The following is a 13,541-nucleotide window of genomic DNA, read 5'->3' as shown; positions in this document are numbered from 1 at the left end:
TTGTGCTATGCGGAAGCGCACTTTAACAAGATAGGCAATCTTCCGGGAAACAATTCTACTACTTAGACTGTTCTAAAACTAGGAATCAAAAAAATAATACTATGAAAAAGCTAATATACACCATCTTGGGAATAAGTGCATTCAGTTTTATGGCCTGTCATTCGTCGCAAGAGCGAGCGGATGAAGTAGATAGCGAGTTGACACCGGTAGAACCGGCTGATCAACAACGTTATAATATCAATCAGTCCAATGAAGAGGTCATCAACTTGGATACGACCGCGGCAGATACGACTAATATGAAAAATGATTAGTACCGATATTTCTGAAATTTCAACATAAATTGGTGGATCACTATGATTCATTAAAAAAGCGCTTACATCTGTAAAGCGCTTTTTTTGTACGTGCCCGCGGCGAGATTCGAACCCACATCGTCAGAACCGGAATCTGATATTCTATCCATTGAACTACGCAGGCAGTGCGGCAAAAATACTATTTTTTCCGGTGTTATTACTAAAAAAAGGTTGCTAAATAAGCAACCTTTTGATAATGAATGTTCTGTTTGTTAGTGGCCGTGGCCAGCGCCATCTACGAAGTGCATTTCGAAACTGAGATCCAGATCCGTTGCGCCGGCAAAGTTCAGGAAATTTGCGTTATTCCAGTCTGCTGCCGTGATGTTTGCCTTTACACCTGGATTCAGGTGGCGCATCACATAGCGCATTACAAACGTGCTTGATGTCTCGAGTACCGTCATGTAACCGGTAACACCTACATTGACGTTTTGGCCAGCTGCATTTTTATCTCCATAAACATAATCAAACGTGCTGATTTCTGTTGCTGGATTAGCAGTGAAGAAGGCTTGGTGGATATCATCACGGCTCACGAAGGTTTGCTCTGATCTTCTGCCTGCAAAATCCGTGCTTTGTAAGGATACACGGTAGGTTTTGCCTTTCTCCAAGTGAAAGTGTGCGCCTACGGGAGGAAGCAATTGTCCATTCGGAGCAGGCGTAAACTTCACCGTGTCGCTGTCCGCACCCGCGAAATCCTCGTAATGGAAATGATCATCGTGTGCTTCGCGGTTTACTTCGGTAAAAATAATGGTTGCCGTTCCTACTTCTTCTTGATCTACTTCTGCAATCGGATCATCTTTCTGACAAGATTGGAAAGATAAAGTAGTTACTGCGGCAAATAGAAAAATTACTATTTTTTTCATCGTGTTGTTTTTTAAAATTGAAATGTAAATCCTAGTGTGATATTTCTTCCCATCTGATGCGAGAAGTAGCGCATGCGATCCATGTAATCCTTGTAGAGCACGTTGAAGATGTTTTCTACACCTAGATTAACTTGGATGTTGCGCTGTTTAATGGGTAGCCTTGCACTTGCAAAGGCATTAAATAAATGATAAGCTGCCGGCGGTTGAGTGTAATCGGTGGCCGGATCAAAGCGGCGTTGCCGATCTACAAACACGTGCGCTAAGCGGATATAGTTTTCCGTTTCGGTACCGTATTGCCATTTGATGCTTTGATGGATGCGATCTGCTGGAATGAATGGGAAATACGTGTGATTCTCCAGATCGCGTGCGCGTACCAAAGAACCTTTTAGGGTGTAAGACCAAGCGGTATTGATCTGCCAATCTAATTGCAGATCTACGCCATAAAAGAAGGCATCTTGCTGACGATAATTGAACACTGGAAATGTGCCACGAATGGTCTGACGAACCGAATCTGGGTTGGGCGTGGCATAGATATAGTCTTTAATGTACTGCGCGTACAGATCAGTGGTGATGGCCAGGTTTTCACTTTTGAATAGAATGGAATTGACCCATTTGTAACCTCGTTCAGAAGACAGGTTTGGATCGCCCACTTCGTATGTGCCACTACCGTGATGCAGGCCGTCGCTGTACAATTCATTCGCCGAAGGCGCACGCCAAGCTAATCCCAGATTGGTCTTCCAAGTCCACGTTGGTGAAGCATGATAGGCCAATCCCGCCGATCCACTCCAATTGTGAAAGTGGCGACGATCTGTCAACAGATATTGGCGGACAATGCCATTCTCATCAATGCTGCTGTAATCGTATCGGAAGCCAGCTACATCAAAATAGCGGTAATCATATCGCGCGCCTAGTTCGCCATGAAACTTGCCCCAATGCTGCTGAGTGATCGCATAAACACCGAGATTGTGGTTGTCAAAGTTGGGAATAATGGGTGTCGTGCCTGTGCCCGGAACATTATTATTCACCTGCAACATACCGTCGATTCCAATGCGGTGATGCCCGAATTTCAAGGCAATATCTAGCGTTTGCGTGGTGAGGCTCATATCGGCCATGGGCGTATCGTCTGACATGACGCGTCGCAGATCATATTCCTTGCGACGGTTATGTTGTAGGGCAAATTGGGTTTCTAACTTCGTTTGTCCAGATAGCGCATACACCCATTTGATCTTGGCTAAATCGTGATCCACGCGTTGGCGTGGTGATGCAATGCTGTAGCTGAAATCGTAAGTTGAAGACGGTCTGCCACGTTCGATATTAGCTAGAATATCGTCCAAGGTGCTCACATGCGCACCGTAGAAAATGCCGAGGTCAGTGCCGAAATGGCTGTAGTAAAACTCCAAGTCGTGATTGCCTTTGTTGTATTGCAACAAGCCCGAAAGGTTTAGCTCTTCTACTCCAGTATTCCCCAACACATATTCTGCGGTTTGCAAATTCCCAATTTTCTTGCCCGATGCCTGAATACGCCATCCCAAATTAGGAATCGATGCAATACCTCCTTCCAAGCGAATGTTGCTCACGCCGCCACGACCATTGGATTGCCCCAATAAATCCACACGACCAGTCACTTTGCTTGGATCAATTGGGTTTGCGGTACTAATGACCACGCCGCCCAAAGCATCAGCGCCGTAGCGCACACCTTCCGCGCCTTTAATGACTTCTAATCGATCGGCAGTGAAAGGATCAATTTCTGGCGCATGTTCTGCGCCCCATTGTTGTCCTTCTTGGCGCACACCGTGATTGAGTAGGAGCACGCGATTGCTATGCAAACCATTGATGACAGGCTTGGCAATGCTAGAACCGGTATTCAATTGGCTCACGCCGGCAATCTGGCTGAGCATTTCTGCCAAAGGCTTTGCCCGAAATTCCTGTTTGGTTTCTTCCGAAAGATGATGCCTGCTGCTGGTGATATGTTCGGATTGTATGCCTGTCACGGTCACATCTTGTACATGCACAACACCCACGTTCATCACGATCCGTAGCGTTTGCTGCGCCGGAAGCGAAATGATTCGCTGCACCGTATCATAACCTAGAAAGTTGAAGGTTATAGTCTGTACACCAGTGCATTGATTTTGCAATTTAAACAGACCTTGACGATCGGTATAGGCGACGCTATTGTTGCTTGTATTGCGAATGGCAACACCTACCAAAGGTTTTGCTTGGCTGTCAATAACAGTACCTGACAGGGTTAATGTACAAGGGTTTTGGGCATTTGCTCCTACACTGCACGTAAGCAGCAGAACCAACATCCACAGATAACGAAACATACGTTCGATCTATAAAGTGAAAAACTAATTTGAAAGTGAATTGGGGTATTTTCTAGCCTAGAGGAGGACCGCGCAGCGATGGCGCACCAAGATCGTGATCTTGCGTAAATGACCACAAATATGGCGTAGCCGATGAAGGTAGTGTCGCAGGATACAACAAGGCAAAGCTTGCTGCAAAATAGGAGAGCACTACTGGATTGTTGTGATGGATGAGAAAACAGATACCACAATCTTGATCGGAGGAATGATCATGGGAATGATGACAAGGATCATTTTTCTGTTGGTGATCGTTTTGCTTCTCTTGTGTGAAATGTAGAGATTCTTGGGAATTTTCGGGCAGGTGATGATGCACGGTAGCCACGCCCATAGAAAACATCCATAGCATGATACTCAGTAGCATTCCAACTAGCCGAAAGTAATTTCCTTTCTTCAACACGGAACAAAGGTACATCAAATGCAATAATGTTGCAAGGTTTTATTTGCTTACTGCGAACGCTTTTTGGATCTGGGATGAAATTCGGTCATCACGGTTTGTAAGTAGGCATTATCCAGATGGGTATATATTTCTGTTGTACTGATGCTTTCGTGCCCCAGCATATCCTGCACTGCACGAAGGTCGGCGCCGCCCTCCACCAGATGAGTGGCAAAGCTATGTCGGAAAGTGTGTGGACTAATGTGTTTGGTGATTTGGGCTTGTTCGGCTTGTTTTTTAATCATTAGAAACACCATCACGCGAGATAGTGCAGCACCTCTTCTGTTCAAGAAAACCATATCTTCTTGCCCGGGCTTGACTGGCACTTGAGGCCTGCTTTCATGGAGATAAATGCTAAGGTATTTGCTGGCCTGACTGCCTATAGGAATTAGCCGCTCTTTATTGCCTTTGCCTTCTACTTTTATAAATTCTGCTTCGAGATAGAGGTTGGATATTTTTAGAGAAACCAATTCGGATACCCGCAATCCACAACCATACAGCACTTCTAGCATCGCTTTGTTGCGCATACCTTCTGGTTGTGATAAGTCGATGCTGTCAATCAAGCGATCAATTTCGACGATGCTGAGTACATCCGGTAATTTTCGCATCAGTCGCGGTGCTTCAATCAGCACCGCTGGATTGTTGGGCAGATCATGCTCAATTTGCAAAAAAGTAAAGAAGGATTTCAAAGCAGAAAGCAACCGTGCTTGCGAAGTCGGTGCCATATCCTGTTGATGTACATGCGCCAAAAACTGCTGAATATCGATTGGAGTCATTTGCTGAAGCGCAATAGCATTTTCTATGGCATAGGCTTCCAACTTAACGATATCTGATAAGTAAGCTTCGATCGAATTCGCAGATAATCCCCGCTCTAAGAGGAGGTATCGCTTAAAATCTTTCTTCCAGATCTCCCAATTCATAGCCGTAAAGATAGAAAATATACCAAGAGCCATAAAGTGCTTTTGTTGAACAAATCGGGAGATTTCGTATACGGTGGCTGTGCGAAAATTCTCAAAAGAGTACGCCTGTTGATGGGATTCTGTGGAATAATTACTTATTTTGCACTTTGATTTAAAAACAGATTTAGTTTAACAACCCATTTCATATGATTATTCAACCACGCGTACGAGGATTTATCTGTCTGACAACCCATCCCGATGGTACTGCTCAGAACGTGAAAAATCAAATTGATTACGTTCAGTCCAAAGGAGCCATTGAAAATGGTCCTAAAAAAGTATTGGTAATCGGTGCATCGACCGGTTTCGGACTTTCATCTCGTATCACCGCGGCGTTTGGTTCTGGCGCAGCGACAATCGGAGTTTTCTTTGAAAAGCCTGCTGCAGCTGGCAAACCAGGTACGGCTGGTTGGTACAATTCGGCCGCCTTCGAGAAAGAGGCTACAGCAGCTGGATTATATGCAAAAAGTATCAATGGCGACGCCTTCTCTGATGAGGTGAAAAAACAAACCATCGAATTAATTAAACAAGACTTAGGTCAAGTAGATCTAGTGGTCTATTCGTTAGCGTCTCCACGCCGTACGCATCCAAAAACAGGTGTGGCTCACGGTTCTGTGTTGAAGCCGATTGGCCAACCATTTACCGATAAAACGGTAGATTTTCACAGCGGTGTGGTTTCGGATATTACGATCAATCCAATCGAAAATGACGAGGATATCGAAAACACCGTAGCGGTTATGGGCGGGGAAGATTGGCAATTCTGGATCGAAGATCTGAAAGCTGCTGGTGTTTTGGCAGAAGGTGTGAAAACGGTTGCTTATTCGTACATCGGCCCTGAGCTGACCTACCCAATCTACCGTAATGGTACGATCGGTCGTGCAAAAGATAACTTGGAAGCGACAGTTCCTGCCCTGAATGAATTGCTTGCTGATTTGAATGGCGTATCGTACGTGTCTGTCAACAAAGCATTGGTAACGCAATCAAGCTCGGCTATTCCGGTTGTGCCATTATACATCTCCTTGTTGTACAAAGTGATGAAAGAGAAAGGCATTCACGAGGGTACAGTAGAGCAAATGCAACGTCTATTCGCCACGCAATTGTACAGCGGACATGCACCAGCGTTGGATGAAAAAGGACGTATCCGCGTAGACGATTGGGAAATGCGTGCTGATGTACAAGAAGAAGTAGCGGCCTTGTGGCAACAAATCTCTACCGAGAACTTAGAAGAAATCTCTGATATCAAAGGATACCGCGAAGAATTCTTCGGTTTGTTTGGTTTCCAAGTCGAAGGCATCGATTACGAAGCAGATACCAATGAATTAGTAGGAGTTCCTTCTATCGAAGGATAATGACAAAGATGTTCTTCAAGATCGCTACAGCATCGTAGCCTCGGCTTCGCGATAACGTACGATTAAGCGATCAAAGACAATTATATTTTTTATAAAACGAGACTATCTCACCAGATAGTCTCGTTTTTCTTTTTAGCCAATATCTGAGAAGAATTTATATCTTTACGCCATGAGCATCTCCATCTATACAACAATGGTGGCCAAGCCTTGGCTGCCAATGGTCACTAAGTAATCAGTCGAATCGTCTGATTATCTGGCTGTCTTGCCGAAGACAGCGTGTATAATTTATTGTTGTTTTTTAGTATTTATTTTATGGAAAATCAAAAATGGTATAGGACCTACCTATTTATCTGGACGGGACAATTCTTCTCCATGATCACCAGTTATGCCGTGCATTTCGCCGTGATTATCTGGTTAAGCTTAGAGCATAGATCTCCTGAAGTTTTGGCTTTGGCAGGTATCGCCGGACTGTTGCCGCAGGCATTGATTGGGCCGTTTGCTGGCGTGTTTATCGATCGTTGGGATCGGAAGAAAGTGATGATGTTCTCCGATGGTTTTATTGCCATCTGTGCTTTTGCGATGACTTTTTTGTTACGCAATGAGCAGGTCGATTTATTTTGGATTTATGCCTTGCTAGCCTGTCGATCTGTAGGCAATGCCTTTCAGTCGCCCGCAATGCAAGCTATTGCTCCGTTGATCGTGCCGGAGAAAGAATTGTTGCGTGTATCGGGCATCAATCAGATGTTGCAATCGGTCAGCACTATTGCTGGCCCAGCGCTAGGTACACTGGCTATTACGTATTTTGCGATTGCGGATGTGCTGTATCTGGATATTATTGGTGCTGTGCTCGCGATTACTTCCTTGTTTTTCGTGCGAATCCCACATTTGAAGTCTGTAAGCAAAGGTTCGATTGCGGCCGTTTTTACGGAATTAAAAGACGGATTTGGGGCTATTCATCGCAATAGGGGCTTAGGGTATTTGTTTTTTTATGCTATGCTCGTTACTTTTTTTGTGATGCCGGCCGCCATCATGTTTCCATTACTCACAACGGGTTATTATGGCGGCGGCAAATGGGAAATCAGCTTAATCGAGATTGTCTGGGGTATTGGAATGCTGGTTGGTGGATCGGTTTTAAGCATTCTTCGTATCAAAACCCCAAAAATTATTTTGGTTAATGCGATGCATATCATCTTAGGCTTCTCGTTCCTACTGTGTGGTGCCTTTCCTTCAACGTGGTTTATCGCTTTTGTGGTCATCACTACCTTATCCGGAATCGCTATGTCCATCTTTTCTGCTGCTTTCATGACTACGATTCAAGAAGAGGTAGAACCGAAAATGTTGGGCCGTGTGTTTTCTCTGTATTTCAGTATGGCGGTTTTGCCTAGCATCATCGGCTTACTGTTTACGGGATTGATCGCAGAAAAAGTTGGTGTAGCACCTTCCTTTATCATTGCTGGCGGTTTGGTGATGTTGGTGGGAATAGCTTCTTTTCTCACACCCAAGCTGATGCAATTGGGAAGGCAAGAAAATGCTAATGCTGACGCAACGCTATAAAATCATAAAAACCTAATTAGAGTAATTATTTGACTCTAATTAGGTTTTATCAATGGCCTTTTTTCTGGCTTTTCGCAGCGAAAATCTCATATTGAATCAATTTACTTCGTACGATATTACGACTGATGCCCAATAAGCGGGCGGTTTCCATCTGATTTCTGAAAGAGAAATCAAAAGCTGTTTCCATGATGGTTTTATCAATTGTCTCGTGCAATTTTTCAGGGTTTTCCGTATACAATTTTGTTAACGCTATCTTTAATAAATCAGAACCTGAAGCAATAGAGATTCGGTTTACATCTTCTTCTTTTTTGGAAAAAAGCAGCTTCCCCGAAAGGTTTAAATCATCGACTTGGATTACGTGACCTTGCGATACTAATATGGCTTGATGTACCACGTTTTCTAATTCTCGTATATTGCCAGGCCATGCGTATTCATCAATCAGAAATTTCAATGCGCGATCGGAGAAAGACCTATTTTTCATCGAAAGTCTCTTGCTGTACACTTCTAGGAAGTGCTCTAGTAAGGGAAGAATATCCTTTGGTCGATCACGCAGCGGCAACAGCTGTAAGTTGACCACATTCAGCCGGTAATACAAATCCTCTCTAAATCTACCGGCTGCAACGGCTTCTTCTAACTTGACGTTGGTCGCCACAATAAGACGCACATCGATATTGATCGTTTTTCTCCCGCCTAGCCGTACGACCTGCCTTTCTTGAACCACGCGTAGCAACTTGATTTGTAGAGGATAGGGCATATCGCCGATCTCGTCCAAAAACAGACTCCCGCCATTAGCTTCTTCAAACCAACCTTGTTTGGTAATGTGCGCGCCTGTAAAAGCACCTTTTTCGTGCCCAAATAACTCACTCTCGATAAGGTTTTCACTAAATGCACCACAATTAACCGCGATAAATGCCTTTTCGCTTCGATTGCTCTGTCTATGCACTTCCCGAGCTAATAGCTCTTTACCCGTACCTGTCTCGCCCATGATTACGACATTGGCATTACTTGGTGCAATTTTGCGCAGCTTTTGCAGTAAATCTCTTGAAATAGGATCTTCAAACACCAATACCTTTGCCCTAATGGATAGGGGATTTGTTTCATTTTCGGACAATTTGATTAAGTATTTTTCGCTCATTGGAAAAATATGAAGGATTAGCGCTTCTTGTAAATGTCGAAAATATTAATTAATAATAAAAAAATATCCTATTAATTGTGGCTATTTAACTATAGAAGCCAGGTTCCGGAATTTTATCGTTTAGAAACCATTCGCCCAATTCCTTGATCTTGTAATCTACTGGGTCGTGCAGGGAATGCGTACGGAGATTTCGCCAGTAACGGTCCAAACGCGCGCTTCCATTGGTGGCACGCGAACCCGTTACGTCAAACATTTTGTTGGTGATTTCTAAGCCGGTTCGAATGGCTTGTACCTTTGCTAAAGCGATATCTAGCGCCACTTTGCCACGCTGCTTGATCGTGATCTTGTCGTGCATGTTCCATTGTTGCTGGAACGTTTCTGCTGCTTGCTTTGCTAAGCTCAAGCTCGTCTGCAAGCTGAGCCAAAGATTGCCATAATTTGCTAGTATATAGGGGTCTTCTTGCGGTGTATTTACACCGGCAGTATGCCAAGCTCTGGTCTGGACAACCGTATAATTTTTTGCTTCCTGTAGTGCTCCTTCAGCGATTCCGATATAGATGTAAATCAGGATTAATTGCGCTAAGCAGGAGCGTAACGTTGCCCGTACATTACCCAAAGGTCCTGGATCTAGTAATATTTGCTCTTTCTTTAAGATCAAATTATCAAAAATAACGGTACCGCTATCCGTCTGTCTTTGTCCGAAGTTGTTCCAGTCATTTTTAATGTCGATTCCTTCCGCGGCGGAAGGAGTCATGCCGATCGTGATCTTATCGTTCAAAAATCCAGATACGAGCAACATGTCAGAATCCGATGAACCCGAAGAAAAACCTTTTTTACCATTAAATCTATAGTTCCCATCTGTATCTATCACTGCGGTAGTTCCTTTATCTAGCGGATTGAGTGCATTCCCCCAAAATAGTTTCTCGTCCACCGTTTTTTTGTAGTAGTGATCTCTCTGTTTCTCTGTTCCGAAAAGGTCAATAGTGGCTAATATGAGGTGTTGAAAGCCATATAGGTGGCCAATAGAGCTATCCACTTGCGAGAATAATTGTACAATTTGCAGCATGGTTTTCCAATCTTCTCCTAAGCCGCCAAGTGCAGTTGGGATAATGGTATTCAGCAATCCGCTTTCACGCAGAAGTTGCCTTTCGGCAAGTGCTGTACCTCCTTTTAAGTCTCTTTCAATAGCCGTCTCGCGTAACGTATCTGCGATTTCTTTTGCGCTAGATAATACGGAATACCTAGCTGTAGGTCTATTTTCTGAGGTATGTGTCGACATGATGCTGCTTTAGTTGATTAGTTTCGGTATTAATTTCGATCTACTGCTGCCTTGATTTCTCCAAAAGGACTGACATAAGGCGTGTGTATTTCTTTTTTATCTGCCTTCGGCGGATAATTCAATAGGGGGAAGACCAGCTCTGCAAAGCGATAAGCCTCCTCCAAATGAGGATATCCGGAGAAGATAAATTCTTCTATTCCGAGATCTTGGTATTCTTTTATCCGTGCCGCAACTATTTCTGGAGAACCCACGATAGCCGTCCCGGCACCACCGCGCAGCAATCCAATACCCGCCCAAAGATTAGGACTGATCTCTAATTGATCTTTTCTGCCTTGGTGCAATTGGGTCATGCGCTTCTGACCTTCTGAATCGAATCGTTTGAATACCTGAAGCGCAGCCTGTATACTTTCTTCGGTAACATGCTTAATAAGATCGTGCGCTACTTGCCATGCTTCCGCTTCTGTTTCACGGACGACCACGTGCAGGCGAATTCCGAAGCGTAATGTTCGACCATGATTTTTAGCGAGTGTCTTCATCTGATTAATTTTCTCGGCAACTTGTGCTGGCGGTTCGCCCCAAGTGAGGTACACATCTGCGTGGTTGACCGCTACAGCTTGTCCCGCAGACGATGACCCACCAAAATAAAGTTCTGGATAAGGGCGTTGTTTACTTTTGAGAAATAGATTAGAATTTTCTACTTTGTAATGATTGCCTTCGTACGAGAATTGATCCTCCTCCATGGATAATTTTCGCCATATATCCAGAAACTCATCTGTAATGGTATAGCGCTCATCGTGTGTATGAAAAATCCCATCGGAAGCTAATTCGACAGGATCACCACCCGCAACGACATTGACCAGTAACCGGCCATTAGAAATACGATCTAGCGTAGCCGCCATACGCGCAGATACCGATGGCAATGTAAGACCTGGACGAACGGCTACTAAAAACTTCATGTTTTTCGTTTCGGTTGCTAAAGCCGAAGCGATTACCCAAGCATCTTCACAGGTGCGACCTGTAGGTAACAGTGCGCCGTAATAACCCAAATGATCCACGGCTTGCGCGACCTGTTTTAAGTAATCGTAGCTTGTATCTCTGGCTCCTATGGATGAGCCTATATAGCGACTATCACCATAAGTTGGAATAAACCATAGTAATTTCATGTGTGTAAAGTATTTAGGTGGAGCTGCACTTTTTTCGTGATATGTAGCATGGTCGTATTTTCAGTTTAGTTGTTTGGTGAAAGCTTGTTTTCTCTTTCGCGCACGAGTGGCAATACATGCTTTCCAAAATAGGCTACCTCTTCTTGGAAATGCAAATAGGCGGTGAGGATCAAATCAACCCCGATGTTTTTCAGCGCTATGATGCGGTCGGCGATCTGTTCGGGCGTACCAATCAGGTTTGTCTTAAATCCATCGTTGTATTGCACCAGATCTTCCAGTGTCGACTTAGCCCAATTTCCTTCGCCTTCTGGCGAAGCTTGTCCAGCTTGTTTTGCGGCATGGCCGAATGCCTGAACCGCTTCGATATCTGCCTTTTCCACAATTTCCTGTAAAACTGCTTTTGCTTCCTCTTCCGAGGCTCGTGCGATGACGAATGCATTAACGCCGATTTTGATCGATCTTCCTTCTGCTGCTGCTTTGCTTCGGACGTCGTCTACCTGTGCTTTTATACCTTCGATTGTATTACCATTGGCGAAATACCAATCCGAAACTTTAGAGCCCATATCTCTGGCCGCTCTTGAGGTGCCACCTTGAAAGATTTCTGGATGAGGCGTTTGTAGCGGTTTGGGTTTTAAAGTGTAATTGTTGAACTGGTAAAAATTGCCATGAAAGGAAAAGTTGTCTTCCGTCCAAATACCTTTCAGCACTTTAATGAATTCTTCTGACCTGTTATACCGCTCATCGTGCTCTAGCCAATGTTCACCAATGGCGTTAAATTCGCCTTTAAACCATCCGCTTACAATATTGATAGCGACACGTCCATTGGTGAGCTGATCAATTGTGGCGAGCTGTTTGGCCACCGTTACTGGTTTCCAAGGGCCAGGCAAAATGGCGATGATGACCTTTAATTTTTCTGTTGCCTCCAAAATGGAGTGACTAAATGCGACGGGCTCATGTTGATATTCTGCGCCATAGCCCGCTGTAAAGCGGATCTGACTTAGTGCGTACTCAAATCCGTTTTGTTCCGCTATTTGTGCTAACTTTTTATTGTATTCAATACTCCAGCTGGTACGCTGCTCAATCTTGCTAATAACCAATCCGCCACTGACGTTCGGTACCCAATACGCGAACTTTAAGCTGTTATCTGTTTGTTTTGTAATTTGACTCATGGTTATGCAATTAATTTAAGGTGAATTAGCATCCTTCTGTGGGGTTATACAAGGAGTACGCCGATTGTTATATACTATTGGTAATCAATATTTTATATTGTTTTTAGTGAATTACTTATTTCTGTTAGGTAGTCAATATTGTTTACTAACTGTTGCTGTCGCAACAATTGTGTGTGCAGTTTTCTTGATCTGGAATGCGGGCAGAATAATTGCATAATCGTTGGTATAGCCCTAGGGAGAATTATAGGAATGATGTTTTTTTAATTTTTGTTTAATGTGATATGATTACATTTGGATGCGACTCTATACCTTGTTGAAATGGCTATTGGAACATGGCATGCAAGATATTAGGGCACAGGTATTGTTGTGACTAAAATCGTAAATAGTACTACATGGAATTATATATGGTCGTGGTCGGTGGTAAGCCTGAAGGTAGACACATTGAGCAACACGACGTTTTTTTTGGCGCTGGAAAATCATTGGAAGAACTCGCTGCAGAGATGAATATATTCTGGCCGGAGCTAGCCGGTAAGATGCATATTGATTCTTGGCGAAAGGTGACGAAGGTGGGCGATTTCCGCATTGACGTAATTCCAAAGGATGAATTCATAGAAAACAACAAACAAAAACTCTATTTTGTCAATCTTGGAGGTTACAAACCACAGGATATGGAAGAATATCATTATAAACAAGTGGTGGTAGCCGGGAGTCTTGATGAGGCCGCACAAATGGCCGAATCTTCCACCTTTTGGAAACATCATGACCAAGCGCATGTCGATGATAAATATGGGATCGACGTGGATGATATTTACGAAATCAACGATCTGCTGAGCGAAGTGTTTAAAACGAATTATGCGATTAGGATTACTGCAGCAACAAAGTCTGCTACAGAAGATGTCTTAGAAATCGGTTATCTTAAAATTCAGTAAA

Annotated in this window: 12 protein-coding genes and 1 tRNA gene; 4 read left to right on the top strand and 9 right to left on the bottom strand. The window is 43.8% G+C overall.

What is annotated here, in order from left to right:
• The first annotated feature begins 101 nt into the window (after nt 1–101).
• Nucleotides 102–311: a hypothetical protein gene (locus GKO22_RS05805; protein WP_166333155.1), complete on the top strand. Its 210-nt coding sequence runs from the start codon at nt 102–104 to the stop codon at nt 309–311.
• Nucleotides 312–402: 91 nt separating this feature from the next.
• On the opposite strand, the gene GKO22_RS05800 is transcribed toward GKO22_RS05805, so the two are convergent.
• The 5 genes from GKO22_RS05800 to xerD form a co-directional block, all read right to left on the bottom strand.
• Nucleotides 403–474: transfer RNA gene (locus tag GKO22_RS05800), tRNA-Arg, on the bottom strand.
• An 88-nt stretch (nt 475–562) separates the two neighbouring features.
• Nucleotides 563–1,210: a hypothetical protein gene (locus tag GKO22_RS05795; RefSeq protein WP_166333153.1), complete on the bottom strand. Its 648-nt coding sequence runs from the start codon at nt 1,208–1,210 to the stop codon at nt 563–565.
• An 11-nt stretch (nt 1,211–1,221) separates the two neighbouring features.
• Nucleotides 1,222–3,534 carry a TonB-dependent receptor gene (locus GKO22_RS05790; RefSeq protein ID WP_166333151.1) on the bottom strand — a complete coding sequence of 771 codons (2,313 nt, stop codon included), beginning with the start codon at nt 3,532–3,534 and terminating at the stop codon, nt 1,222–1,224.
• A 52-nt stretch (nt 3,535–3,586) separates the two neighbouring features.
• Nucleotides 3,587–3,970 carry a DUF2946 family protein gene (locus GKO22_RS05785; RefSeq protein ID WP_166333149.1) on the bottom strand — a complete coding sequence of 128 codons (384 nt, stop codon included), beginning with the start codon at nt 3,968–3,970 and terminating at the stop codon, nt 3,587–3,589.
• Between the two features lie 47 nt (nt 3,971–4,017).
• Nucleotides 4,018–4,926, bottom strand: coding sequence for a site-specific tyrosine recombinase XerD (xerD, locus tag GKO22_RS05780; protein WP_166333831.1), 909 nt, complete (start codon nt 4,924–4,926; stop codon nt 4,018–4,020).
• Between the two features lie 185 nt (nt 4,927–5,111).
• Between xerD and fabV the strand changes: the two genes are divergently transcribed.
• Entirely contained in the window at nt 5,112–6,311 is a 1,200-nt protein-coding gene (fabV, locus tag GKO22_RS05775) for an enoyl-ACP reductase FabV (protein WP_166333147.1), read from the top strand.
• A 312-nt stretch (nt 6,312–6,623) separates the two neighbouring features.
• Nucleotides 6,624–7,865 (top strand): MFS transporter, encoded by a 1,242-nt coding sequence (locus tag GKO22_RS05770; protein ID WP_166333145.1) that lies wholly within the window; start codon nt 6,624–6,626, stop codon nt 7,863–7,865.
• 49 nt (nt 7,866–7,914) lie between these two features.
• On the opposite strand, the gene GKO22_RS05765 is transcribed toward GKO22_RS05770, so the two are convergent.
• The 4 genes from GKO22_RS05765 to sfnG all read right to left on the bottom strand — a co-directional run bounded on the left by GKO22_RS05765 (nt 7,915) and on the right by sfnG (nt 12,611).
• Entirely contained in the window at nt 7,915–9,000 is a 1,086-nt protein-coding gene (locus tag GKO22_RS05765) for a sigma-54 interaction domain-containing protein (RefSeq protein WP_166333143.1), read from the bottom strand.
• Between the two features lie 85 nt (nt 9,001–9,085).
• Entirely contained in the window at nt 9,086–10,279 is a 1,194-nt protein-coding gene (locus GKO22_RS05760) for an acyl-CoA dehydrogenase family protein (RefSeq protein WP_166333141.1), read from the bottom strand.
• Between the two features lie 29 nt (nt 10,280–10,308).
• Nucleotides 10,309–11,442, bottom strand: a complete 1,134-nt coding sequence (gene ssuD, locus GKO22_RS05755; RefSeq protein ID WP_166333139.1) for an FMNH2-dependent alkanesulfonate monooxygenase — start codon at nt 11,440–11,442, stop codon at nt 10,309–10,311.
• Between the two features lie 65 nt (nt 11,443–11,507).
• Nucleotides 11,508–12,611 (bottom strand): dimethylsulfone monooxygenase SfnG, encoded by a 1,104-nt coding sequence (sfnG, locus tag GKO22_RS05750; RefSeq protein ID WP_166333137.1) that lies wholly within the window; start codon nt 12,609–12,611, stop codon nt 11,508–11,510.
• 392 nt (nt 12,612–13,003) lie between these two features.
• Between sfnG and GKO22_RS05745 the strand changes: the two genes are divergently transcribed.
• Nucleotides 13,004–13,540 carry a DUF1543 domain-containing protein gene (locus GKO22_RS05745; RefSeq protein WP_166333135.1) on the top strand — a complete coding sequence of 179 codons (537 nt, stop codon included), beginning with the start codon at nt 13,004–13,006 and terminating at the stop codon, nt 13,538–13,540.
• Nucleotide 13,541 lies beyond the last annotated feature (1 nt).

The organism is Sphingobacterium chungjuense, assembly GCF_011316935.1.
GTDB lineage: Bacteria > Bacteroidota > Bacteroidia > Sphingobacteriales > Sphingobacteriaceae > Sphingobacterium > Sphingobacterium chungjuense.
Note: the sequence above shows the minus strand (reverse complement) of the source record. Positions and strands in the feature narration are given on the sequence as shown.